The organism is Bacillus cereus group sp. BfR-BA-01379 (assembly GCF_022663605.1).
Lineage (GTDB): Bacteria > Bacillota > Bacilli > Bacillales > Bacillaceae_G > Bacillus_A > Bacillus_A mobilis.
Map to the genome: position 1 here is coordinate 17,898 of NZ_JAKUFT010000039.1, position 24,392 is coordinate 42,289.

A 24,392-nucleotide genomic window follows, 5' to 3' on the forward strand; every position below is an offset into this window, starting at 1 on the left:
AGAATCTGATTCTCACGATAATTCGATTTTTTGTATTGTTTTATCAGAAAAGTTTTAATTTTATATAGAAATTGTAATCGCTTTCGTGTATATTTTTATTATCAGAAAATTTTAACAAGATATAGGGGTATCGGTAGGGGGAGGATTTAGATGCAGCAACCAACGAATGAGAAATTACATCGTACGATGAAGAGTAGACATTTATTTATGATCGCACTAGGTGGTGTAATCGGGACTGGTTTTTTCTTAGGTTCAGGTTACACCATTAATCAGGCTGGACCAGGGGGAGCCATCCTTTCATATTTAGTAGGCGGATTTATTATGTATTTAACAATGCTTTGTCTTGGAGAGTTAACGGTAGCAATGCCAGTTTCAGGCTCTTTTCAAAAGTATGCGACGAAGTTTATTGGACCAGGAACGGGCTTTATGATCGGCTGGCTATATTGGCTTGGCTGGGCAGTAACAGTAGGACTAGAATTAACGTCAATCGGTTTAATGATGAAAAGATGGTTTCCGAATGTTGATGTTTGGGTATGGTGTCTCGTATTCGGCGTTATTTTATATGCTTCAAACGCTATCTCAGCGAAGAGTTATGCTGAATTAGAGTTTTGGTTCTCTAGTATTAAAGTAGTTACAATTCTTGCATTTGTTGTTCTTGGTGGTAGTGCATTACTAGGGTTTATATCATATGACGGAAAAGAAGCAGCACCTCTTTTCTCTAACTTTGTAAGCGATGGCGGATTATTCCCGAATGGACTAGCTGCCGTATTACTTACGATGATTACGGTTAACTTCTCATTCCAAGGAACAGAGTTAATCGGGATTGCAGCAGGAGAAAGTAAAGATCCAGAAAAAACAATTCCACGTGCGATTCGTAATACAGTATGGCGCATTATGTTATTCTTCATTTTAACAATGACGATTTTAGTAGGATTAATTTCTTGGAAAGAAGCTGGCGTAATTGAAAGCCCATTCGTAGTCGTATTTGATAAAATCGGTATTCCATACGCAGCTGATATTATGAACTTCGTTATTATTACAGCGTTACTATCTGTAGCGAATTCAGGATTATACGCGGCAACTCGTATATTATGGTCACTTGCAAATGAAGGAATGGCACCAACTTCTTTCAAGAAAGTAAATAAACGAGGTATTCCAATTACAGCGCTAGTCGTAACGATTGCAGTAGCAGGGTTATCTTTATTCACAAGCTTCCTTGCAGAAGATACAGTATACATGTATTTATTATCTATAGCTGGTTTATCAGCTGTATCAAGTTGGATTATTATTGCTCTATCGCAACTTCGCTTTAGAAGTCAGTATATAAAAGGCGGAGGAAAGTTAGAGGACTTAAAATATAAAACACCGTTATATCCGATTGTTCCTATTTTAGCTTTAATTACAAATAGTATCGTTGTTATTAGTTTAGCGTTTATTCCAGAACAACGAATGGCGTTATACTGTGGTATTCCATTTATCATTTTCTGCTATATATATTATTATATGAGTAAGAAACGGAAGAAACCGATGAAAGTGGAGATGGAAGCGAAGTATGAAAATAAAAATTAAGCATGATGATATACAGGCAGATTTATCGTATGGTCCATTAGCAATTGGAAAAGAAGATGGGTATTCACCGTTACAATTACTCGTTTCTTCTATCGCAGGATGCAGTGCAATTGTCTTTCGAACAATTTTAGAAAAGAAACGTATTACATACGATACGTTTACAATTGAGACTGAAATTGGTAGAAGTGAAGCTTTATCAAAACCAGTTGAAAGTGTTCATTTGCACTATAAAATTAAAGCACAAAACATTACAGAAGAGCAATTGGACCAGGCGCTACAACTTGCAGTGAAAAATTGCACGATTGTTCAATCTGTAAAAGATAGTATAAAGGTTACGGAAACAATTGAACTAATAAAGTGAAACATAAAAACGTGAGAGCCGTATTCTCACGTTTTTATGTTTTTGAAAGAGGGGAAAGTGTAATGGACTGTTTAGGCTGTAAATTAGCAAACGAAGAGGAAAAAATATATAAAGTATATGAAGATGATTATGTAACTTGCTTTTTAGATCATGAACCTTTCTATCCAGGACATACTTTAATTGTGCCGAAGCAGCATGTTGTAGAAGTGGACGAATTAGATGATGTTATAGCGAAATCCATTATGGATGCTGCTAAGCTGATTGCAAAAGCGATTAAATCATTATATAAACCAGATGGAATTACAGTTTGTCAAAATGGTGGAATCTTTAATGAGTTAACACATTATCATATGCATGTCGTACCGAGATATAAAGAGCGTTCGTTTGCTGAGTTTTATGCGGTGCAGTCAGGAGAACAGCAGAATCATAACTTTGAAGAGACAAAGAATTTGTTACAAGAAGCGATAGAGCAAATACTGTTTACTGAAAAGGCGTAGCAGTCAGGAAAATTCTAATATTAAAAAGCCCAATTTCTCAGTTAAAATAGAGAAATTGGGCTTTTGTTTATTCTATTATTAGATTTTATCTATAAGACGATATCGCTGTGTCACAAATTATATCGCCCATTCGTTATATAGAGTGAGAGGAGGAATTATATGAAAGTTATAAACAACGATTATGAAAAGATGGAAGAGCTATATGAGTTATATGAACAAAAAATTTATTATGTAGCTTATTCTATTTTAAATAATATTCAACAGGCTGAAGATGCAGTTCAAGAGACGTTTATTACTCTTTATAAGAACTTGGAAAAGCTTCATAGCTTGAGCACTGAAGAGCTTAAACGCTACATTTTGAGGGTAGCGAAAAACAAGGCGATTGATAGTTACCGAAAAAATAAACGACATGAAACATTTTTAGAAGAATATGAAAGAGAATCAATAGAAGCAGTAGATGAAAATGTTGAAGAGTGGGAAAAACGTAAAATGTCGGAGGTTCAAATTGATACATTGCTAAAAGAATTAAGTGAATCTAACAGACAGGTGTTTAAGTACAAAGTCTTCTATAACTTAACGTATCAAGAAATTTCAAATGTCATGGGGATAAATGAGGCCAATGTCCGTAAGCAGTTTGAACGCGCTCGAAAACGAGTCCAAAATATGATAGGAGGTATACAACATGACGAATTCAAAGAACTCCAAAGAAATATATGAACTTGCTGAAAAAATTGCTTTAGATGATTTTGATAAACTCGAAGAACAACATGAATTTTCACATACATATACGCGCAAAAAGAAATTGTTTATGGAGGAAATGAAGCTGAAAGATGGACAACCGCAGAAACAGCGTAAAAGACATCGCATGTTAATCGCTGCTGCTTGTTTATTGATTGGTATGCCGACAACAGTTTTTGGTGCAGTAAAAGTCTATAATATGATCGTTCAAAAACAAAATTATGAAGTAAATGTTTCAGTAACAAATAAGGACTCGAAAAAGGCTGACAAGTGGTATAAATTGAAAATCGATAAATTACCAGAAAATATGGAGGCAATTGATGACTCTGCTATGAAATATTCCTTTAAAGATAACTATGCAAAGGGGGGATTTTCATTCGCTCTTCGGAGAGTAGGGGAGAATACAGATTTTCAAACTTTGTACTCGAAAAGTTACGAAGAAAAAGAGATAAATGGTAGGAAAGCAGTAATTGTCCATAAAGAAACAGGAAACAACAATGTAATGTTTGACAGAAAGGTCTTTCTCTTTTTTGAGAAAGAAGGGATTATGTTAGAAAGTTATATTGGATCCGATGTAAACGAAGAACAAATGATGGATGTGTTAGGGAGCATTTCACTTGAGCCTACGTCAAAAGAAAAGGCATCACATATAGTAGATTATGATGAAAATCGTTTTAGCAAAGCAGATGAACCTAAAAAAACTAAGGTTATTCCTTTGAAAAAAGATAGCAAACGACTATTTCATATAGGACAAAAGGTTCCAGTAACTATAATCATGGATAACAGCCAAATTGAATATGTAATAGAAAAAGTTGAAGTCTTTGATTCAATCAAAGATTTTAAACAAGAAAACTTTAATGAACGTGGCTTAGAAATACTAAGCGAGAATAAGGCTTTAAATCAGATGGGAGAATTGCTACCATACAGACGGGATGAATATAAACTCGGAAATGGTAAAGATTCAATTGATAAATTAGTAGAATCAAAATTAGTTAATCCTAAATTTGTTTACTTAACAACAACAGTGAAAAATATTGGTAAAAAGTCGACAAAAGAAATCTATATGCATCCATCCATAAAGTTGCTTAAATCTGAAGGTAATGCATGGAACTACGCTGAAAGAGATGGAATTGAGGAAAAAAATATTATGACAGGCGAAGTTGATTATTTAGAACCTCACGGAGATGGAAAAAGCTTTTATAATATTGGCAGTATTCGACCAGGACAAACGGTAAATGTTAAATTAGGCTATTTTGTAGATGAGGATAAATTAGGTTCACTTTTCCTTGAAGCTTTCCGTTACAGTGGTTCTAGTGGAACTGAGAATATGAATGAGAAAAATCGTTGGTGGTTCGATATTCGTCAATCGTAAACATAATAGGAACAACTAGACTAAAAAGCTGCTTATAGTTAGCAGCTTTTTTCGTCTTCATACATATGTAAAATTTCTTTCGCACGCATACGTAAACCATCTATTAATTCTTTCGGCTCTAAAACTCGTGCATCTTTTCCAAGTCTATAAAATAAAGGGGTAATAAAGTTAATTTCACCTTTATCAATTGTTGAATGTATATACCCTGTCCCGTCTTCGTTTACTACCACGAATTCTTCAAGGTAAGGAACGCTTTTACATTGGCGCACGCCTTCTGCTGTTAATGAGACATGTAACTGGGTAGGAATGTGTACTACGTTAGAGCTCGAGTCGAACCATTCTTCTAAATTCATGAACGTATCTTCATTTTCTTCTGTTGATAATATAGAAAGAATACGATCAACGCGATACAGTAATACTTTTTTTCTACTGAAGTCATAGGATGGTAAGTACCATAGCCCATCATGAGCATATACCCCGATAGGATGAACATGTTTTGTTTTTATCCCCGATTTAGATTCGTATTGAAAGTGTAAATCTTTATTTTCAATAGCCGCGGTTAACACTTCGTTTAAAAGAGGGGTATCAATTGCTCTCTTCGGATTCCAAAAAGCAATATAAGAACGTATTTTATCAACTTTCGCTTTCGCATCATGTTGTAGAGAGCTATACAGTTTATGCGTAACGGAATTGATTTCTGTGTTAAATGGTAAGTCTCTGTAGTAGCTTAAAGACTGAAAAGCAAAAAAGATGGATACTGCTTCTTCTTCGGTGAATAAAATAGGCGGAATGACTTTATTCGTTAATACTTTATATCCTCCATTACGACCTTGTTCTGCGTAAAGGGGTAATCCCATATCACTTAAATCTAAAATATATCTATGAACAGTACGAACGGAAATATTAAATTCATCAGCTATTTCCTGAGCTGTAAATGTTCTTTTCGCAGACACGAATATAAGAATGTCTAGTAAACGTTTTGCTTTTGACAACTATCTCACTCGTTTCTTTTTTAACATGACATGAATTGTCATGTTTTAAGGTTAGTATAGTGTGTATAAGGTAATTTTATCAATATACGTTGTAAGGAGGAAAAGAGATGTCACGTGAAGTTGTTTTATTTATAGCCGCTAGTTTGGATGGATATATTGCGAAAGAGAATGATGATTTAGAGTGGTTAATGGAAACCGAAGGAGAGGGAGATAACGGTTATACAGAAATGTATGAAACGATTGATACAATCATTATGGGAAAACGAACGTACGATTATGTAGTAGAGCATACAGAAACATTTCCGTACCTAGATAAAGCATGCTATGTTTTTTCTCGTTCAGAAAAAGGTTCAGACGGAAACGTGGAGTTTGTAAATGAAGATGTAGTGGAGTTTACTAAAAGGTTAAAAGCACAAGAAGGATCTAAAATATGGATGGTCGGTGGAGGAGAGCTACTGAGAGAATTCTTTAAGAATAATCTAATTGATGAATATATTGTTACGATTACACCGCATATATTAGGCTCTGGTGTTCCGTTATTTAAAGAAAAGAATCCAGAAATTAATTTAACTTTAACGGATACGAAACGTTTTGGGCAATTTGTCAATTTATATTATAAAGTGAAACTTTAATCAGTGGGTTTTTTGTTCATCTCCCACTGATTATTAGCCTTCACCAATCGGGCTTTTACGGGCAGTTGATACCCCACCTAACTTCTTTGCTTCCGCTGAATTTTGAGGTAGGGGTTTTACTGCCCGGCAAATAGCGGGATAAAGAAACACGACTACCATCAGTAGTCGTGTTTTTGTATAGATGGTAATGAAATGATAAAGCAAGACCCGTGATCGACTTCGCTTGTTACAGTAACATCTCCGCCGTGTAGTTCTACAATTTCTTTAACGATAGATAGTCCTAAACCAGTTCCACCTGTAGCGCGTGATCTTGCTTTATCAACTCGATAAAAGCGGTCGAAAATGTGAGGGAGGTCTTCAGGAGGAATACCTTCGCCTTCATCTTCAAGTGTAATGGAGATACTTTTATGTTCTTCTGTAACAGAAATGTTTATATGAGAATGTTCTTTTGAATGTCTATAAGCGTTATTTAACATGTTTATTATAACTTGTTCAAATCGCTGTTCATCTAAGTTTACTACCAGTGTAGGAGGACAAGAGAAAGAAACTGTAATGTATCTTTCTTTATACATGGCATTTACTTTTTCGGCTATGCGAGTAAGGAAGGTGTGTAAATGTACTTCCTTTACTTGAATAGAAAAGTTATGTTGCTCCATTTGTGCAAGTGAAAATAAATCTTGAACTAAGTTCGTAATATAATCAGACTCATCTTTTATAATAGATAAATATCGCAAACGTTGCTCAGGAGATGTGGTTTCTTTTAAAGCAATGTCAGCATAACCTCTTACGTATGTTAACGGTGTTCGTAATTCATGAGCAACACTTGCTAGAAATTCACTTCGCTCTGTTTTCATATAATGTAAATCATTAGCAAGTGTTTGAATAGACGATGCTAGTTCACCAATTTCGTCATTGCGAGTAGTCGTTAACGAAACGGATAAATCGCCTTTACTCATTTTTTCAGTGGCATGTTTCATGTGTAACAATGGTTTTGTTAACAACCGTGATAAGAGAAAGATGGTGATGACTGTTAATAGAAACGTAATGACTCCGGCAATAATGAATTGTTTTGTTAGCCCGTTAATCATTTCCTCGATTGATTCCGTTCCGAGAAACATATATACATAGCCTTCCGTTTTTCTAGCCACTACAATGGGGCTAACTGTACATATATAATTAGATGTTTTCCAATGATTCTCTATAATTGCTCCGTCATGATCTGTCCGTGTTTGCATCTTTTCAATATGCTTTTTTATAGTAGTATTTATTTCGTTGGATTTAGCTAGTACATCCTTATTTGCATTTGTAATAACGACAGTGGTTTCGGCTTCGGATTCCATTAGTGCAACATGGGAAATTGTTTGCTTATCAAAATATTTTTCAAGGACATCTCGGTGACTATTTCCGCGCTTTAATAAAGCTGTCATTTCTTCATTTACTCTATTGTTGACAAGGCTATAATAAAGCAAGACAAATAGAACACTTTCGATTAACAGTGTAACAATTAAAAAATAAAATCCGAGTTGAATAGAAATGCGCTTCATCGTTTAGCTCCTTACTCTAGAGTATCAACCCATCGATATCCGACTCCGTAAACAGTTTTTAAATGGTGATCAATAGGGAAATTTACTTTTCGTAATTTATCACGCAAATTACGAATATGTGAATCGACTGTTCTATCTTCTGTATTTGTATTTAATCCCCAAATTCGTTCAATGAGCTGATCACGGCTTAATACGTAGTTCACATGACGTAAAAATAATCCGAGTAAAGAGAATTCGATTGGAGTGAGAAGAAGTTCTTCATTATAGACAGAAACGAAGTGTTTTGCCTCATCCCATAAAATGCCGTGATATTGTATTTGCGCGTGTTGATTCGTTCGCCTTAAAACAGCTTCAATTCTTGCGAAAAGCTCTTCTTCATGGAAAGGTTTCGTTACGTAATCATCGGCTCCAAGTTTTAACCCTTGAATGACATCTATCGTTTGATCACGAGCCGTTACCATAATGATAGGAACGTTACTAAAGGATCGAATTCTTTTGCACGTTTCCCAACCATCCATCTTTGGCATCATAATATCGAGTAAAACAAATTTGAAGTTTCGATTTTCTATATGTGAAATAGCTTCTTCCCCGGATATTGCACATACGCAGTTGTATCCGATCGGAGTAAGATAAAGTGTTAATAATTCAAGCATTCTCGGCTCATCATCTACGAGTAGTATATCGACCATAGAGTACCTCCACATTTGTAGTTATTATTTAAATTGTAAGTCAAAATCATGAAGAAATGGTGCAGATTATCATGCATCTGCATAATTTCTTCAGAATTGCTTGTTATTGTAAAGGTGAAATTTCATTTTAGGTAATCATATTGGCTCGAAAACGATTCATACGGAGGCGGTATAGTGAAAAAGATGACCCGAATTTTTGGGATAACAATAATTACAGCAGTTGGTCTTGCAGCGTGTGGACAAACGAATACAGATCATAAAAATCATGAATCTACAAAAGAGAAGAAAACAGAGCAAAAGGAAATGAAAATGAATCAGGAGGTAACTGCGCCGAAAGAAATGAACGAAGGTGCATCGAATGATTTATTAACGACAAGCTTAAAAAATGTAACGAGATTAAACACAAACGATCCGTTGCAAATGGCAGTATTAACTTCGCAAACGATATGGCCAGCAACGCATAAAGAGAATCAGCCAGGCGCTATTATTTTAGTACCAGTAACCGAATGGCAATTAGGTATTGCGAGTGCGGACCTTATTCACCATCCGAATAACGGGCCGATTTTATTTATAGAAAAAGAAAAGATACCCGAAATGACGTTAAAAGAAATACAACGATTAAATCCGCTCGGAACGAAAGATGGAACACAAATTATGGTGATGGGGGATGTAGGTGCATCTATCCTAGAGCAATTAAAAGCATATAAAGTAAAGCAAATAAAAGAAACAAATCCAGCTATATTTGCTAAAGATGTGGATAAAGAATATGCCGATATAACAGGAAGCTATCCAAATAGTGTTATTATCGGTTCGTCTGAAGAAGAAGGGCGTTTATATACAACACCAGCTGTAAATTGGATCTCTCATATGCCAGAACCGCTTTTATATACAGAGAAAGATAAGGTGCCAGAAGCAACGATAGAGGCATTAAAGATGAGAAAAGATAAAGCGAATATATATGTATTAGGACCAGAAAAAATCATTTCAAAAGCAGTAGAAAAAGAGTTAAGTAAATACGGGAAAGTAACGCGTATTAGTGGTGAAACCCCAACAGAAAATTCCGTTGCGTTTGCGAAATTTAAAGATACAAAAACGAAATTTGGGTGGGGGTTCACAAAACCAGGTCACGGTTTATCATTTGTTTCAAGTAAAACACCAGACTTAGCAGTTGCGGGAGCACCTTTTTCACATATGGGTAAACATGCCCCTATTGTATTGTTAGAAGAAGGAAAAGCTTCACAACCAGTGTATGACTTCCTTGCTAGTATTCAGCCGAAGTTTAAAGATGACCCAACACTTGGACCGTATAACCACGGCTTCCTATTAGGAAGTACGAGTGATATTTCATTTGAAACACAAGGTATATTGGATGAGAGGTTAGAGATTGTACAAGAAAGTGGTCAAGGGCACGGTGGACATTAATATAATGAACAAGGGCGCTACTAAGGTAGTGCCTTTTTCTTTAGGAAACTTTTACATAGCAAAAATCTCTCTACTCGTTATATAATAGCCTTCGTGCAGTCGGCCAGGTTTTCTTATGGAGAAAATCAAATGAGAAAAGAGTAGAGGAGTGGTATTTTGTTTCAAACGATAAAAAATGATTGGCTCTCCAATGTGAGAGGGGATGTACTATCGGGAATTGTCGTTGCTTTAGCATTAATTCCTGAAGCGATTGCTTTCTCTGTTATTGCAGGCGTGGATCCGACCGTTGGGTTATACGCAGCCTTTTGTATTGCAGTTACCATTTCATTTGTTGGTGGACGAACTGGGATGATTTCAGCTGCAACAGGTGCAATGGCATTATTAATGGTGACGCTCGTTAAAGATCACGGTTTGCAATACTTATTTGCTACAACAATATTAACGGGTATTGTCCAAATTATTTTTGGCGTGTTCAAACTGAGCTCATTTATGAAGTTTGTTCCTAAATCTGTTATGAGTGGTTTTTTAAATTCACTTGGAATTTTAGTTTTTACAGCGCAATTGCCGCATTTTAAAAATGCAACTTGGCAAATGTATGCACTTGTCGTATTAGGACTTGCAATTATATATATATTTCCACGTATTACGACTGCTGTACCGTCTACACTGATTTCCATTATTATTGTGACAAGTATTGCACTTATGAGCGGATTACAGTTGAAAACAGTAGGAGATATGGGAAGCTTGCCGAAAGAATTACCATTCTTTAGTATGCCTGACGTGCCTTTTACACTTGAGACATTAGGGATTATTTTACCGTACGCAGTTATGCTTGCAATTATCGGTTTACTAGAGTCATTATTAACAGCTTCAGTTTTAGATGATATGACGCATACGGAAAGTAATAAACATAAGGAAGCACGTGGGCAAGGTATTGCAAATATTGTGGCTGGTTTCTTCGGAGGAATGGCAGGATGTGCAATGATTGGACAATCTGTTATTAATATTAAATCAGGTGGACGAGGTCGTTTATCAACATTTGTAGCGGGTGGATTTTTAATCGTTTTACTATTTGTTTTAGGTGACTATGTCGTTCATATTCCGATGGCAGCATTAGTTGCAGTTATGATTATGGTTTCAATCGGAACGTTTGATTGGAACTCTGTAACAACGATTCATAAAGTACCAAAAGGAAATGCATTAGTTATGATCGTAACAGTTGTGATTGTCTTAATTACACATAATTTAGCATTAGGTGTAATTATCGGAACAGTAATTAGTGCAGTTTTATTTGCTTTCAATATGGCAAAGATTCACGTGAAACATTTATATATTGAAAATAAGAAAATATACGAAATTCACGGTCAACTTTTCTTTGCATCTACAGCAGACTTTATAAATAACTTTTCATTCAATGAAGATGTAAAAGAAGTTGAGTTGAATTTTACTCACGCACACGTATGGGACGATTCAGCAGTAGCCGCAATTGATAAAGTTATCATGAAGTATGAACAAAGTGGCGTGAAAGTAAGTATAACGGGATTAAATGAACGAAGCTCGAAGATCATTTCAAATTTAGCTACTTATAATAAAAGAATTGCTAGTTAGAAGCCTCCTTTTTAGGGGGCTTTATTATATAATACGGGTAGGATAACGAAAAGGGGATTCAGCATATGTACAAACAAATTATATTAGCATGTGACGGTTCTGAACATGCACTTCGAGCAGCGGAACATGCAACGTATATTGCGAAATTTAATGAAGAAACAAATGTTGAAGTTGTGTACGTAGTAGATAATAGAACGGCAAAATCAGATATTATACAAGGTCAAACAGATTTAGAAACAATATCGGCTAGTCGAAAAGATAAATTAAAAGAGATTGAAGGTTTATTAAAGAAAGAGGACATTCCTTATACAATTACGATATTACATGGTGATCCTGGAGATACGATCGTTCAATATGTAAATACAGGGGATATAGACCTTGTTATTGCTGGGAGTAGAGGATTAAATACATTGCAAGAAATGGTGCTTGGTAGTGTCAGTCATAAAATAGCAAAACGTGTGAAATGCCCGGTGATGATTATTAAATAAATTGAGTGATATATTCTGTAGTGTAAGCAAGACCTTGATATAATTCGAGGTCTTTTTTGACGTATAAAGGGAGAGAGCTTGGACATACTAGATATATAGCTTTAAAGGGGAATAGTTAACTTACAAATTTGTAAGTTAGTTGTTAGTGAAATCGATGTTATGAAAATTATTCCATTGGTAAAATAAACATATCGAAGGGGAGAGAGGGGGGATGAAAAAGATGAAAGCATTTCAAAATTTATCATATAGCCAAGGTGTCGGTCTTATTTGTTTAGGGGGATTCGCTGCATCTGTTACGTTAGCTATTTTAATAAAGATGGTTCATCAAATCTTTTAATTTTAGAGTAGGGAAGGAATTGGTTGTTATTAATAGCAAGAGAAGGATTGTAAATAAAAAATAGCTCCTGGCATGTATCTCAGCGCCAGGAGCTATTTTCTTATTTCTCTGTTTCTGCTTTATCGCTTGTTACGCTAACGTTACCCCATTTATATTGATCCACTGGTGTATATTTATAATCTTTTACGCGATTATTTACACCTTTTAAGTCAAATTTATAATGAAGTGGAATTAATGGCACTTCATCATGAACTAATTTTTGCCATTTATCGTATACATCTTTACGGTACTTTTCATCAGCAGCTTTTGGAGAAATACCTTCTTTTAATAATTCTGTGTTTTTGTCAGTAGCCCAACGTGTGTAATTGAACGATGCGTCTTTAGCCCAAATACCAGAAGGGTCTGGATCAGATGCAGTTCCCCAAGCTGCCGCGAAAAGATCAACTTTTGGATCATCTTTTTTTATCATATCGTAGAATGAGTTGAATTCATGCAAGCGACCATCAAGAAGCTCAACTTTTAGCCCGATGTCTTTCCAAGATTGAATAAAGAATTTTGCAAGTGGTTCACTTACATCGCTACCACTCATTGATAAGAAATTAGCTTTAAATTCTTTACCATTCGGATCTTCACGGAATCCATCCCCGTTCGTATCTTTATAGCCAGCTTCATCTAATAACTTTTTAGCTTTCTCTACATCTTTATCATAGGCACCAATTTTATTGTTATGATATTTTGGTAGAGATGGTGGGATTGGTGAGTTAGCCGGATAACGTAGGCCGTGATATAATTTTTCACCAATTTCTTTTCGATCAATAGCATACGCCATCGCCTGACGTACACGAACATCTTTAAATTTCTCTTTATCCATCACTACTTCTTCTTTTTCTTTATCCATATGGCCTAATTTAAAGCCGATATAACTATAGTATAAATCGGTTTTACCGACTAATTGTGCATTTTTTAATTTACTTACATTTGGATATTGATCTGCACTTACTTCAGCAATGTCAATATCGCCATTTTTTAAGGACGCGTTAACAACGGAAGGGTTAACAACTTTTAAAACCATGCTTTTCAGCTTTGGTTTTCCACCATAATAGTCATCAAAACGTTCAAATTCAACGGATTCTCCAGGAGTAATTTTCTTCACTTTAAAAGGTCCAAAACCAATTGGGTTTTTACGGATTTTATCAGATTCTGCTAATTTATCGATTGGTACATCTCCTAAATATTTCTTATGAAGAGGGTATGCCCAAAGCCCAGTTTTCACTGAAGGATTCGGCTCTTTATATGTAATCGAAATTGTTTTTGGATCCGTTACTTTTATACCTGAAATTTTGTCAGCTTTTCCATTGTGGTAATCTTCCATACCTTCAATCATTTGCATTTGAGTGTCATAGCGAGAACCGGCATATTGTTTGCTACCAATTACAAGATAAGAATATTCTAAATCCTCTGCAGTAACAGGATTTCCATCATGCCATTTTACATTATCTTTAATTTTCAGTGTAATTGTCTTTTTATCTTTAGAAATTTCATATGTAGCAGCACCATCATTCGTGTATTCCCAGTTTTCGTCATTTGATAATAAAGATTCATCGAAAATGGTAATGACTTGGTTATCAGGATCTCCTTCATATACAGCGAAGTTCAAAAGTCCTTCAAATGGTGTGTTAGAAACAAGACCATATGTTAATGAACCATCTTTAATTTCCTTTTTATCATTTTTAACAGATGCACTAAATTTATTTGTATCTACTTTTTTTGTGCTGCTCGTTTTTTCACTACCACCACTGCCCCCACATGCTGAAAGTAGTAATGTTGAAACCGCAAGTGTACTTAATACTTTGAAAAACTTTGGCTTATTTGTCATTTCTTCCACCCCTTATCCTTTTCTTTGTCTTGCGTCGGCCGAACGGCGTAGCGCTTGACCAATAAAATTTATACACAGCATCAATGTTAAAATCATGACTGATGCGGGTAACCAAATCCACCATTTCTCTTGTAATACATCTGGATTTCTAGCATAACTAACAAGTGTACCAAGGCTTGGTGTACTTTCTGGTAGACCAAATCCTAAGAAAGTTAGACCAGATTCAATACCGATGTTTCCAGCAAGGTTTAATGTAATACTAACAATGATAATGGAACTTAAGTTAGGTAGTACTTGGAAAAGGATGATTTTCCAGTTTGGTGTTCCTAAAGTTTTAGATGCAGAGACATAATCTAGTTCTTTTTCAGTTAATACTTTTGAGCGAATTAATCTTGCCTTTCCTGTCCATAAGAACACGCTCATAATTAAAATGAAAGTAAAGATATTGAATGTAGGAACAAGTGTAATAAATACAATTACAAGCATTAAAAATGGTAAAACCATAACAAAGTCGATAATGCGCATAATGATATTATCAATAGCTCCTCCAAAATAACCGGCAATTAATCCAATCGAAAGGCCAATTAAACAAGAAAGAATAGTAATTGCTAATCCAATTGTAAATGAGTTACGTGTACCAATAATAAGTTGGCCGAAAATATCGCGTCCTCCGTAATCTGTTCCTAACCAATGTTCAGCAGAGGGAGGAGCATAAATAGCGAATAAATCAACTCGTACAATATCTTCTTGTTTCATAATAAAAGATGTTGCGTAGACTGCTAGTAATAAGATTGCTAGGAAAATAAGTGAAAACATTGCTAATTTATCTTTACGAAGTTCTCGCCACATAATAGAGAAACCAGAAGGGCTTTTTTCGTAATGAACAACTTCAGTTTGTTTTTCAGGGTTTGCTAACATAACGTCTGCTCCTTTCTTTAATCAATACGAATACGTGGATCGACGATGCTTAGAATAATATCTGAAAGGAGAGTTCCAAGTAACGTTGCAAATCCAGTAAACATAACGAGTGCAGTTATTACACTAAAATCGCGTTGAGAGATAGATTGTATAAATAGCTGTCCAATTCCTGGGTAGCTAAAAATACTTTCTAAGAAGATGGCACCGCCAACCAATCCTGTAATTTCATAACCTAAGAAGGCTGCAATTGGTAAGAATGAATTTCGTAAAATATGTCTAGAATAGATTTTTGATTCTGGAACACCTTTTGCTCTTACTGTACGAACAAAATCTTTATGTTTCGTATCGATAATTTCGCTTCGTAAATATTGAACTGTACCAACTGTTGCAATTAATGCGCCGGATAAAGCTGGTAATAGAAGGTGATTCAATTTGCTTAAATAGTAAGCAAATGTACCTGTTGCAACTTGAGGATCGACGCTACCACCGGTTGGGAATATTGCAAACTTAAATCCGAATAGGAAGAGCATAATTAATGCAAATATAAATAGCGGTGTAGCAAATCCTAGATAGTTGTAAATGGTAATGAGTCGATCAGCCCATGTATCATTCCACCGCCCACTTATAACTCCTAGTGGTATGGCAATTAAATAAGTAAGAATAAGAATGACAAGTGCTAAAGATACTGTATTTCCAAGTCGTTCTCCAATTAAATCGGTTACTTTCATTTTATGTGCATAGGAAATACCGAAGTCACCTTGGACGGCATTTTTAATCCAGCGAACATATTGTGTTGCAACTGGGTCATTTAATCCAAGCTTTTCACGTTGTTCTTCAATCACTTTTGGATCCGCTTTTGGATTCATCGCTCTGCCGGTTAAGGCATCGCCTGGCATTGCCTTAGCTAGTAGAAAGACAAGTACACTTAACACGAATAATTGCGGGATCATTACTAAAAATCTCCGTAATATAAACTTCCACATGTTTTATCACTCCCTTATGGTAATGCCACCCGGTGCGTTGGCGAGATTGCTTTTAAGTCATAAGCCCGACCGTGTTCATTGAAATAATTTTCGTATGATTTCTCGTATTCAGAGCTTACTTGTTGACGGAGCTTACGCTGTCTCTCTCTGTTTTCAGGACGAATATCAGGAATTGCTGATATTAGGCGCTTCGTATAAATATGTTGCGGATTACTATAAATTTCTGCACTAGTTGCTTCTTCGACGATGCGTCCGCGATACATAACACCGATACGGTCACACATATGACGAATTACACCTAAATCATGACTAATGAATAAGTATGTTAGTCCGAGCTCAGCTTGTAAATCTTGTAAGAAGTTTAATACTTGAGCTTGTACAGAAACATCCAGTGCTGATACAGGTTCATCAGCGATAATAAGCTTCGGTTTTAATGTAAGAGCGCGTGCAATACCAATCCGCTGCCTTTGCCCACCGGAAAATTCATGTGGATATTTATAAATTGACTCTGGATTTAGACCAACTTTATCAAGATATTCTTGAACTGCTCTACGTTCTTCATCAGGTGAGAGCTTCTCAAAATTTCGAAGAGGCTCAGCAATAATGTCGAGAACACGTTTCTTCGGATTTAATGATGAATACGGATCTTGGAAAATCATTTGAATATCTTTTCGTTGTTCACGTAGCTCAGAGCGACTTAACTTTGTTAAATCCCTATTATTAAAATGAATGCTACCCTCTGTTGCTTTCGTTAAATGCATAATTGCTTTACCCGTTGTTGATTTGCCACTTCCTGATTCACCAACGATCCCATATGTTTCACCTGGTTGTAATTCAAAACTTACACCATCGACAGCACGCACGTAATCTAATGTGCGGCCGAAGAAACCACCTTTAATTGGGAAATGTACTTTTAAATCTTCTACTTTAAGCAGTGCCATGAGTTACGTCATCTCCTTTCTTATCTTGGAAGTTGAAATGCTTGTAGCAAGTACAACGCACCCAATGGTCTGGCTTTACTTCATGTAAAATTGGATTTTCCTCGTGCTGATCAGGTCTAATCCATGGAATTCGAGCTTGGAAGCGACAACCTGTGCGAGGAAGCTTCGCTAACGAAGGAACCACCCCTTGAATTACATGCAATTTTTCTTTTTCAGCATACGCAGATGGAATGGAGTTTAATAGAGAACGAGTATATGGGTGAAGAGGGTTATTAAAAATCTCTTCAACTTTTCCTGTTTCTACAACTTGTCCGGCGTACATAACGACGATACGATCGGCTGTTTCTGCGACAACACTTAAATCATGGGTAATTAAAATGATGCCCATTTTCGTTTGTTCTTGAATAGATTTTAGTAAGTCTAAAATTTGTGCTTGGATGGTTACGTCAAGAGCCGTTGTTGGCTCATCAGCAATAATGAGTGCTGGGTTACAAGCAATTGCAATTGCGATAACAATTCTTTGTCTCATTCCGCCAGATAATTCATGTGGGTATTGTTTATATGTAAGTTCTGGTTTTGGAATACCAACTTGATGGAGTAGTTCTAAGGTGCGTTCTTTCTTTTCAACTTTTGAAAGGCTTGTGTGGTAGTCTAAGTTTTCTTCGATTTGTTTTCCAACTGTCATAAGAGGATCGAGTGCTGTAAGAGGTTCTTGGAAAATCATACCGATGTTTGATCCGCGTACTTTATTCATCTCTGCGGCTGACATAGTTAGTAGATCCTTATCTCTATAGTTAAGCTGCCCTTGTAATTTTGTATTTGCTTCATTATGCAGTCGCATAATAGAAAGGGCAAGTGCACTTTTTCCGCAACCTGATTCACCAACGATCGCGACAATTTCATTTTCATGGACAGTTAACGAAACATCATCAACTGCGGCATGATAGTGATCTTGTATGCGAAAGGAAGTCTGTAAGTTTTCAATGCGAAGAAGTGGATTCTTCATGGCTATCCCTCCATCTTTTCAGAAAAGACTAAATATTTTGTATGTTGTTGTTATTTTAATATAAAATGACAATGTTTGACAAGTGTAAGTTGAGAAAATATTCAAAAATCTTTTTATACAGAGATTGAATGCTGTTATATAAGGTGTTAAAGTAATTTGAAAACGCTAACATATAAAAAGAGGAGAATAAATCTTTTGTAAGAAAAAAGATTTATATGTAGAAAAAAGAGAGGTGTTCTGGAAAGAACAGTCTCTCTTTTTTTGATAAGAATAATATTAGTACTTAAGCTTGTTTTGGTTTTGCAGATCCTGTCTTTAAAGTAAGAGCAAGGAAGAACATTGCAAGTACACAAGATACAAGTAATAAGATGAATCCGCCATCCCATCCGAATGCATCAACGATAAAGCCCATAGCTGCGCTAGCAAAAGTAGCTCCACCTAGGTAACCGAAGAAACCAGTTAAACCAGCGGCAGTTCCAGCAGCTTTTTTTGGTGCTAAGTCTAGTGCGTGTAGACCGATTAACATAACAGGTCCGTAAATTAAAAATCCAATCGCGACAAGTGCGATACTATCAACCATTGGATTACCAGGAGGGTTTAGCCAGTAAACAAGAACGGCGATAAATACACCAACCATAAATAAAATACCAGCAGGTGCGCGGCGTCCTTTAAACAGTTTATCACTCATCCATCCGCAAAGAAGTGTACCTGGAATACCAGCCCATTCGTATAGAGCGTAAGCTGTACGAGAGCTACTATGAGTGAAACTTTTTTCCTCTACTAAATAAGTAGGAGCCCAGTCTACAACGCCGTAACGTACGAAATAAACGAAAACGTTCGCGATAGCGATGTACCATAAAAATTTATTGTTTAGTACGTATTTAAATAAAATTTCTTTTACTGAAAGTTCGCGTTCTCGATCTTTTACTTTTTCATCTGATGGATATTCTCCAGTATGTTCTTCAATAGAAGGTAATCCACAAGATTGAGGTGTATCTCTCATCGTAATTAATACATAAATACCAACTAAAATTGAAAGAATACCTGGGAAGTAAAAAATACTCTTCCAGTCATTTGCGAAGAAGTATAAGCCTAATGTCACAAGAGAAGGCATTAGTGCGCCACCGACATTATGAGCAACGTTCCAAATAGACATTTTTGTACCACGTTCACTAATAGAGAACCAGTGAACCATCGTACGACCACAAGGAGGCCATCCCATACCTTGTACCCATCCATTTAAAAACTGAAGGACAAACATAAGTATAATGCTCGTTGTAATGAAAGAAAATGAGCCGAAAATAATATTAATGATACCTGATAAAAATAGCCCAGCTGCTAAAAAGTAGCGAGGATTACAACGGTCGGATACGATACCCATAAGAAATTTACTTAATCCGTAAGCGATAGAAACTGCTGAAAGGATAACCCCAAGTTCCCCTTTGCTAAAGCCTTGTTCGATTAAGTATGGCATTGCTAGTGAAAAGTTTTTTCGAACAAAGTAGTAACCTGCATAGCCGATGAAGATACCTAAGAATACTTGTAAACGTAATTTACGGTATTCGCTATCAACGCGATCAGCTGGTAAGCGTTCCGCGTGGGGTGCAGGTTTAAATAATTGTGTGAAAAACATAAAATGAAAATCCTCCCCTAATGAATTCGAAATGTTGTAAGTCTGAGAGAATATAAAAAGGCCATGAAATATAAAAAAGTTTCCTTTTTTATGATTCATAGCCGTATACTCCGATTCTCCGTGACTGTCAATATTAACTTCGTCGAAAATTATACAACTTTGTGACAGAAATGTAAACGTTTTTATAAATAAAAAGTGTTGACGAATTTTATTCGTGGGATTAATATTTAAATACATTAAATATTTTATTGCTTAAATAAGAGGTGGATAACATGCCAAATGATATGACGCATATCGATAAAATTCAAGCTCTTGCCTTTTCGATTGGAAAGAAAATGCAGACGGAGTTATTAGAACAAATGCAAGCAACAGGACTTACACCACCGCAGTTTTATATTTTAAAGATTTTAGATCATTACGGTGCTTCAAGAGCGACAAAATTAGCGAAAAAGATGTATGTAAAGCCTAGTGCAATTACAGTCATGATTGATCGCCTAATTGATCAAGAGCTTGTAGAACGCTATCACGACAAAGATGACCGTCGTGTTGTCATCATTGAGTTAACAAAAAAGGGGAAAGCTAGAGTAGAAGAGGCAATGATCGCTCGTAATGAGCACATTGCAAAATATTTCTCACATTTAGAATTACAAGAAAGAGAAGATTTGTTACGCCTCTTTGAGAAGTTAGAAACAATTATTTGCGGGACACAAGAGAAAAAAGAGAATAACTAAGAGGAATTGAGGAGATTACATGGAGCAACAAGAAAACATAAATAGAAAGTTGCTGTTAATCGGTTTAATAATCGCGATGCTATTTGCTGCATTAGATGGAACAATCGTTGGTACAGCAATGCCGCGTATCGTCGGTGAACTAGGCGGATTAAGCTTAATGACATGGTTAACAACAGCTTATATGTTAACATCAACAACAGTTGTACCAATTGCAGGTAAATTAGCGGATTTACTTGGCCGTCGTAACGTATATATAACAGGGCTAGTTATCTTTATGGTTGGCTCAGCGTTATGTGGTATGGCAAATGGTATGACAGAATTAATTATTTTCCGTGGTATTCAAGGTCTTGGTGGCGGTATTATGATGCCAATGGCTATGATTATTATCGGAGATATGTTCACGGGAAAAGAACGTGCGAAATGGCAAGGTATTTTTGGTGCGTTATACGGTCTTGCTTCTGTAATTGGACCACAAGTGGGTGGTTGGATTGTAGACGCAGTGAACTGGAGATGGGTATTCTACATTAACTTACCGGTTGGTATTTTAGCAACAATCTTTATTGCAATGGGATTAAAATCACATAAACAAACAGGACCGATTAAAATTGATATTGCTGGGATCTTTACGATGATTCTCGGTGTTGTAAGTTTACTACTTGCATTAACGTTTGGCGGGAAAGATTACCCATGGGATTCTTGGCAAATTATCGGGTTATTTGCATTAGCTCTAATTGGTATTGTTAGCTTTATTATCGTTGAAACAAAAGCAGAAGAACCGATTTTACCGATGCATTTCTTTAAAAATCGCACGTTTACATTACTGAATGCGATTGGATTCTTTATGAGTATCGGAATGTTCGGTGCGATTATGTTCGTACCATTCTTCATGCAAGGAATTGTAGGAGTAAGTGCTGCTGAATCCGGAACAATCATGACGCCAATGATGATTACTATGATTGTGATGAGTATTATCGGTGGGCAACTTGTATTAAAAGTTGGTGTAAAACCGCAAATTATTACAGGAATGCTTATTATGGCTGGTGGTTTCTGGTTATTAACAACGATGGATATGCACACAACTAAATTAACTGCCACTTCTTATATGATGGTTATCGGTTTAGGAATGGGTCTTGTAATGCCAACATTAACATTAGCGTTACAAGAAAGTTTCCCGAAAAAAGATCTTGGTGTTGTAACATCATCAAGTCAGTTCTTCCGTCAAATCGGTGGAACATTTGGTATTACAATTTTAGGATCAATTATGAATAACACTTCAGGTACAACGTTAACAAAGAATTTAGTACCTGTATTAGATACATTCCCTAAAGAAGCGGGACAAATGGTAACGAAATTCAAAGATATGATTCATACAGACCCACAAGGTTTATACTCGATGCTATTTAGTCCAGAGGCATTAAAACAAATGCCAGAAGCATTCGCTAACAGCATTGTACCAATTCTGAAAAACTCATTAGTAGACTCACTTCATACTGTATTCTTAACAGGATTAGTATTTATCGTGGTAGGTGCCATCTTTACGATTTTCTTACAGAAGATTAAACTATCAGATCGTAAAAAAGGTACTGAAGAGCCAGCTGCAGAGGAAAAAGAACAAACTGTATCATATTCGTAATGAAAAAGCATCGCCTTATGGCGGTGCTTTTTTTGAGTATAACCTTAAAAGCTTTTTTCGTGAGAAATGATTGACGTATTTCTAGAAATGCGTTATATTATTTTCTGTAAACGGTTACACGAAATGGAGAGGGAAGAGAATGAGTACGATTAAAGACGTTGCAAAATTAGCGGGAGTATCTGTTGCGACCGTTTCCAGAGTGTTAAATAAAAATGGATATGTTCATGAAGATACATTAAAGAAAGTAGAGCGAGCAATTGAGATGCTAGATTATAAACCTAGTACCGTAGCGCGTTCACTGTATAATAAAAAATCTCGTTTAATTGGCTTAGTTGTTCCAAATATCGTGAATCCATTCTTTCCAGAAGTTGCACGTGCCGTAGAAGATGTAGCACATAAGGAAGGATACACAGTTGTCCTTTGTAACTCTGATGAGAGTTTAGAGAAAGAAAAGCAATATATTGATGTACTTAGGCAAAATAATGTGGATGGATTTATTGTAGCAACAAATCCACAAAATAGTGTTAATTACATGAAGTTGTCTGTTCCAGTTGTTGCAATTGACCGTATGTTTAATGAGCGTATACCTACTGTATATGCAGATAACTATGCAGGGAGTCAGGCAGCGACAAAGTTATTAATAAATAAAGGTTGTAAACATATTGCGCATATTCGTGGACCGCGTGACATAAGCACTGCTAATGAACGTTTTGAAGGCTTTGTAGACGTTATTACGCAAAATAATCTTTCTTATATGATTGCAGAGAGTACATTTGATCCAGCTAATAGTGAGCGTGTAGCGGTGGAATTATTAGAAAAATACCCACATATTGATGGAATTGTTGCTGGAAATGATTTAATTGCAATAGGTATTGTAAAGGCTGCACTTCAAAAGGGGATTTCTATTCCAGATGATTTACAAATTATCGGATTCGATGGAATTTCTTTAACCGAAATAATGTATCCATCTATTACAACGGTTGCACAGCCAATTTATGAGATGGGGAAAATTGCAACAGAGCTGTTGTTAGAGCAGATGGAAGGAAACGTATTAGAAGAGAAACACTATCGTTTACCGATTGAAATTATAGAACGAAATACAACGAAGTAAGGAGATGAAACAGGTGCCAAATATTGCAGTAGTAGGTAGTATTTCAATGGACTTAGTGGCTGTATCAACAAAACGTCCAAAAGCAGGAGAAACAGTAATTGGTGAAGCATTTCATACAATCCCAGGAGGGAAAGGAGCCAACCAAGCAGTGGCTGCGGCTAGATTAGGCGCAAATGTAGCGATGGTTGGCGCGGTAGGAAACGATAATTATGGAACTGTAGTTAGGAAAAATTTGGAGAACGAACGTGTTTTTATCGACTATGTGGTACCGGTTACAGATGCGGCAACAGGAATTGCTCATATCGTTTTAGCAGAAGAGGATAACAGTATTGTTGTCGTGCAAGGGGCGAATGCTCTTGTAAATGAGTCGATTGTAGATCGTTCAAAAGATCTTCTTATAAAAGCAGATATGGTTGTTCTTCAACTAGAGATTCCACTTGAAACAGTAAAATATGTATTGGCCATTTGTGAGGAACACAAAATCCCAGTTATGTTAAATCCAGCACCAGCACAAGTGTTATCAGAAGATATTTTAGAAAAGGCAACTTATATTACGCCAAATGAACATGAGTGTCGCATCGTATTAGATGATTTCACATCACCAATTGAAGATTTACTGGCTAAATATCCAAATAAACTATTGATGACAGAAGGTTCTAACGGTGTTCGTTTCCATAATGGTACGGAGATTGTACATGTTCCTAGCATTGCTGTTGATGTAGTAGATACGACTGGAGCTGGTGATACATTCAATGGTGCATTAGCAGTTGCACTTTCTGAAGGAGAAGCACTTCAAAAAGCAATTCGTTTTGCGAATATTGCTGGTGGCCTTTCTGTAACGAAGCTTGGGGCACAAGGCGGTATGCCAACGAGAGATAAAGTACGTGAAGTGCAGGTGATTGTCGGATGAAAAAGCACGGTGTATTAAACAGTGAGATTGCATCAGTCCTTGCTTCACTTGGGCATACAGATACAATTGTAATCGCAGACTGCGGGTTACCAATTCCAGACGGAGTAAAACGAATTGATTTAGCAGTTGAGATTGGAAAACCTAGCTTTTTAGACGTATTGCAAGTGGTAGCTGATGATATGGCAATTGAAAAAGTGACGTTAGCAGAAGAAGTCATTAATAATAATGTGGAAGTAAATAAAGAGATCGAGCTGAAACTAATAGAGCCAGCATTTGAATATGTATCTCATGAACAATTTAAAGAGCATACGAAGAAAGCGAAGGCGATTATTCGTACAGGAGAGGCTACTCCTTATGCCAATGTAATTTTACATGCAGGCGTGATTTTTTAATAAAGGGAA

24 protein-coding genes are annotated in these 24,392 nt (G+C 36.1%); 15 read left to right on the plus strand and 9 right to left on the minus strand.

Features of this window, described 5'->3' with window-relative positions:
* The first annotated feature begins 150 nt into the window (after positions 1-150).
* The 5 genes from MR113_RS15885 (at position 151) to MR113_RS15905 (ending at position 4,537) form a co-directional block, all read left to right on the plus strand.
* Complete coding sequence (locus MR113_RS15885; protein ID WP_098885065.1) at positions 151-1,569, plus strand: amino acid permease; 1,419 nt, start codon at positions 151-153, stop codon at positions 1,567-1,569.
* On the plus strand, positions 1,553-1,930 hold the full coding sequence (locus MR113_RS15890; RefSeq protein ID WP_242255421.1) for an OsmC family protein: 378 nt from the start codon (positions 1,553-1,555) through the stop codon (positions 1,928-1,930). The genes MR113_RS15885 and MR113_RS15890 overlap by 17 nt, the downstream gene beginning before the upstream one ends.
* Before the next feature lie 11 nt (positions 1,931-1,941).
* The gene (locus tag MR113_RS15895) at positions 1,942-2,427 is read left to right on the plus strand and encodes an HIT family protein (protein WP_242255423.1); all 486 of its coding nucleotides are present in this window, start codon (positions 1,942-1,944) and stop codon (positions 2,425-2,427) included.
* A 159-nt stretch (positions 2,428-2,586) separates the two neighbouring features.
* Entirely contained in the window at positions 2,587-3,144 is a 558-nt protein-coding gene (locus tag MR113_RS15900) for an RNA polymerase sigma factor (RefSeq protein WP_242255425.1), read from the plus strand.
* Complete coding sequence (locus tag MR113_RS15905) at positions 3,110-4,537, plus strand: DUF4367 domain-containing protein (protein WP_242255427.1); 1,428 nt, start codon at positions 3,110-3,112, stop codon at positions 4,535-4,537. The genes MR113_RS15900 and MR113_RS15905 overlap by 35 nt, the downstream gene beginning before the upstream one ends.
* A gap of 38 nt (positions 4,538-4,575) precedes the next feature.
* Here the strand turns inward: MR113_RS15905 and MR113_RS15910 are convergent, their stop codons facing one another.
* A complete protein-coding gene (locus MR113_RS15910; RefSeq protein ID WP_242255430.1) occupies positions 4,576-5,529 on the minus strand; it encodes a helix-turn-helix transcriptional regulator in 954 nt (317 codons plus the stop codon).
* 107 nt (positions 5,530-5,636) lie between these two features.
* On the opposite strand from MR113_RS15910, the gene MR113_RS15915 reads away from it, so the two are divergent.
* Entirely contained in the window at positions 5,637-6,161 is a 525-nt protein-coding gene (locus MR113_RS15915) for a dihydrofolate reductase family protein (protein ID WP_242255432.1), read from the plus strand.
* A 158-nt stretch (positions 6,162-6,319) separates the two neighbouring features.
* Here MR113_RS15915 and MR113_RS15920 read toward each other — a convergent pair whose 3' ends face one another.
* Complete coding sequence (locus tag MR113_RS15920; RefSeq protein WP_242255434.1) at positions 6,320-7,705, minus strand: sensor histidine kinase; 1,386 nt, start codon at positions 7,703-7,705, stop codon at positions 6,320-6,322.
* A gap of 11 nt (positions 7,706-7,716) precedes the next feature.
* Positions 7,717-8,394: a response regulator transcription factor gene (locus MR113_RS15925; protein WP_242255436.1), complete on the minus strand. Its 678-nt coding sequence runs from the start codon at positions 8,392-8,394 to the stop codon at positions 7,717-7,719.
* 174 nt (positions 8,395-8,568) lie between these two features.
* On the opposite strand from MR113_RS15925, the gene MR113_RS15930 reads away from it, so the two are divergent.
* From MR113_RS15930 to MR113_RS15945, 4 genes are all read left to right on the plus strand, one after another.
* Positions 8,569-9,816, plus strand: coding sequence for a cell wall-binding repeat-containing protein (locus MR113_RS15930; protein ID WP_242255438.1), 1,248 nt, complete (start codon positions 8,569-8,571; stop codon positions 9,814-9,816).
* A 156-nt stretch (positions 9,817-9,972) separates the two neighbouring features.
* Positions 9,973-11,424: a SulP family inorganic anion transporter gene (locus MR113_RS15935; RefSeq protein ID WP_242255440.1), complete on the plus strand. Its 1,452-nt coding sequence runs from the start codon at positions 9,973-9,975 to the stop codon at positions 11,422-11,424.
* Positions 11,425-11,489: 65 nt separating this feature from the next.
* A complete protein-coding gene (locus MR113_RS15940; protein ID WP_242255442.1) occupies positions 11,490-11,912 on the plus strand; it encodes a universal stress protein in 423 nt (140 codons plus the stop codon).
* 211 nt (positions 11,913-12,123) lie between these two features.
* Entirely contained in the window at positions 12,124-12,249 is a 126-nt protein-coding gene (locus MR113_RS15945) for a DUF4027 family protein (RefSeq protein ID WP_000738294.1), read from the plus strand.
* Between the two features lie 100 nt (positions 12,250-12,349).
* Here the strand turns inward: MR113_RS15945 and opp4A are convergent, their stop codons facing one another.
* The 6 genes from opp4A to glpT all read right to left on the minus strand — a co-directional run bounded on the left by opp4A (position 12,350) and on the right by glpT (position 19,606).
* Positions 12,350-14,125, minus strand: a complete 1,776-nt coding sequence (gene opp4A / locus MR113_RS15950) for an oligopeptide ABC transporter substrate-binding protein (protein ID WP_242255444.1) — start codon at positions 14,123-14,125, stop codon at positions 12,350-12,352.
* A 12-nt stretch (positions 14,126-14,137) separates the two neighbouring features.
* The gene (locus MR113_RS15955) at positions 14,138-15,043 is read right to left on the minus strand and encodes an ABC transporter permease (RefSeq protein ID WP_242255445.1); all 906 of its coding nucleotides are present in this window, start codon (positions 15,041-15,043) and stop codon (positions 14,138-14,140) included.
* Between the two features lie 17 nt (positions 15,044-15,060).
* A complete protein-coding gene (gene opp4B, locus MR113_RS15960; protein ID WP_098254745.1) occupies positions 15,061-16,026 on the minus strand; it encodes an oligopeptide ABC transporter permease in 966 nt (321 codons plus the stop codon).
* A gap of 14 nt (positions 16,027-16,040) precedes the next feature.
* On the minus strand, positions 16,041-16,967 hold the full coding sequence (locus tag MR113_RS15965) for an ABC transporter ATP-binding protein (protein WP_242255446.1): 927 nt from the start codon (positions 16,965-16,967) through the stop codon (positions 16,041-16,043).
* Positions 16,954-17,973: an ABC transporter ATP-binding protein gene (locus MR113_RS15970; RefSeq protein ID WP_242255447.1), complete on the minus strand. Its 1,020-nt coding sequence runs from the start codon at positions 17,971-17,973 to the stop codon at positions 16,954-16,956. The genes MR113_RS15965 and MR113_RS15970 overlap by 14 nt, the downstream gene beginning before the upstream one ends.
* Positions 17,974-18,256: 283 nt before the next feature.
* Entirely contained in the window at positions 18,257-19,606 is a 1,350-nt protein-coding gene (glpT, locus tag MR113_RS15975; protein WP_088061884.1) for a glycerol-3-phosphate transporter, read from the minus strand.
* 272 nt (positions 19,607-19,878) lie between these two features.
* Between glpT and MR113_RS15980 the strand changes: the two genes are divergently transcribed.
* The 5 genes from MR113_RS15980 to rbsD all read left to right on the plus strand — a co-directional run bounded on the left by MR113_RS15980 (position 19,879) and on the right by rbsD (position 24,383).
* Positions 19,879-20,337: a MarR family winged helix-turn-helix transcriptional regulator gene (locus MR113_RS15980; RefSeq protein WP_078419432.1), complete on the plus strand. Its 459-nt coding sequence runs from the start codon at positions 19,879-19,881 to the stop codon at positions 20,335-20,337.
* Between the two features lie 19 nt (positions 20,338-20,356).
* Positions 20,357-21,970, plus strand: a complete 1,614-nt coding sequence (locus MR113_RS15985; protein ID WP_242255448.1) for an MDR family MFS transporter — start codon at positions 20,357-20,359, stop codon at positions 21,968-21,970.
* Positions 21,971-22,109: 139 nt separating this feature from the next.
* Positions 22,110-23,081 (plus strand): ribose operon transcriptional repressor RbsR, encoded by a 972-nt coding sequence (gene rbsR / locus MR113_RS15990; protein ID WP_242255449.1) that lies wholly within the window; start codon positions 22,110-22,112, stop codon positions 23,079-23,081.
* Positions 23,082-23,094: 13 nt separating this feature from the next.
* Complete coding sequence (gene rbsK / locus MR113_RS15995) at positions 23,095-23,991, plus strand: ribokinase (protein ID WP_242255450.1); 897 nt, start codon at positions 23,095-23,097, stop codon at positions 23,989-23,991.
* The gene (gene rbsD, locus MR113_RS16000; RefSeq protein WP_063261562.1) at positions 23,988-24,383 is read left to right on the plus strand and encodes a D-ribose pyranase; all 396 of its coding nucleotides are present in this window, start codon (positions 23,988-23,990) and stop codon (positions 24,381-24,383) included. The genes rbsK and rbsD overlap by 4 nt, the downstream gene beginning before the upstream one ends.
* Positions 24,384-24,392 lie beyond the last annotated feature (9 nt).

Excerpts from the sequence above, each read along its gene's own strand:
- glpT (WP_088061884.1), bottom strand. The coding sequence starts at position 19,606 with ATGTTTTTCACACAATTATTTAAACCTGCACCCCACGCGGAACGCTTA.
- opp4B (WP_098254745.1), bottom strand. The coding sequence starts at position 16,026 with ATGTGGAAGTTTATATTACGGAGATTTTTAGTAATGATCCCGCAATTA.
- rbsD (WP_063261562.1), top strand. The coding sequence starts at position 23,988 with ATGAAAAAGCACGGTGTATTAAACAGTGAGATTGCATCAGTCCTTGCT.
- MR113_RS15980 (WP_078419432.1), top strand. The coding sequence starts at position 19,879 with ATGCCAAATGATATGACGCATATCGATAAAATTCAAGCTCTTGCCTTT.
- MR113_RS15890 (WP_242255421.1), top strand. The coding sequence starts at position 1,553 with ATGAAAATAAAAATTAAGCATGATGATATACAGGCAGATTTATCGTAT.
- MR113_RS15970 (WP_242255447.1), bottom strand. The coding sequence starts at position 17,973 with ATGAAGAATCCACTTCTTCGCATTGAAAACTTACAGACTTCCTTTCGC.
- MR113_RS15885 (WP_098885065.1), top strand. The coding sequence starts at position 151 with ATGCAGCAACCAACGAATGAGAAATTACATCGTACGATGAAGAGTAGA.
- MR113_RS15940 (WP_242255442.1), top strand. The coding sequence starts at position 11,490 with ATGTACAAACAAATTATATTAGCATGTGACGGTTCTGAACATGCACTT.
- MR113_RS15955 (WP_242255445.1), bottom strand. The coding sequence starts at position 15,043 with ATGTTAGCAAACCCTGAAAAACAAACTGAAGTTGTTCATTACGAAAAA.
- MR113_RS15920 (WP_242255434.1), bottom strand. The coding sequence starts at position 7,705 with ATGAAGCGCATTTCTATTCAACTCGGATTTTATTTTTTAATTGTTACA.
- MR113_RS15900 (WP_242255425.1), top strand. The coding sequence starts at position 2,587 with ATGAAAGTTATAAACAACGATTATGAAAAGATGGAAGAGCTATATGAG.
- MR113_RS15945 (WP_000738294.1), top strand. The coding sequence starts at position 12,124 with ATGAAAAAGATGAAAGCATTTCAAAATTTATCATATAGCCAAGGTGTC.
- MR113_RS15965 (WP_242255446.1), bottom strand. The coding sequence starts at position 16,967 with ATGGCACTGCTTAAAGTAGAAGATTTAAAAGTACATTTCCCAATTAAA.
- rbsR (WP_242255449.1), top strand. The coding sequence starts at position 22,110 with ATGAGTACGATTAAAGACGTTGCAAAATTAGCGGGAGTATCTGTTGCG.
- MR113_RS15915 (WP_242255432.1), top strand. The coding sequence starts at position 5,637 with ATGTCACGTGAAGTTGTTTTATTTATAGCCGCTAGTTTGGATGGATAT.
- MR113_RS15925 (WP_242255436.1), bottom strand. The coding sequence starts at position 8,394 with ATGGTCGATATACTACTCGTAGATGATGAGCCGAGAATGCTTGAATTA.
- opp4A (WP_242255444.1), bottom strand. The coding sequence starts at position 14,125 with ATGACAAATAAGCCAAAGTTTTTCAAAGTATTAAGTACACTTGCGGTT.
- MR113_RS15985 (WP_242255448.1), top strand. The coding sequence starts at position 20,357 with ATGGAGCAACAAGAAAACATAAATAGAAAGTTGCTGTTAATCGGTTTA.
- MR113_RS15905 (WP_242255427.1), top strand. The coding sequence starts at position 3,110 with ATGACGAATTCAAAGAACTCCAAAGAAATATATGAACTTGCTGAAAAA.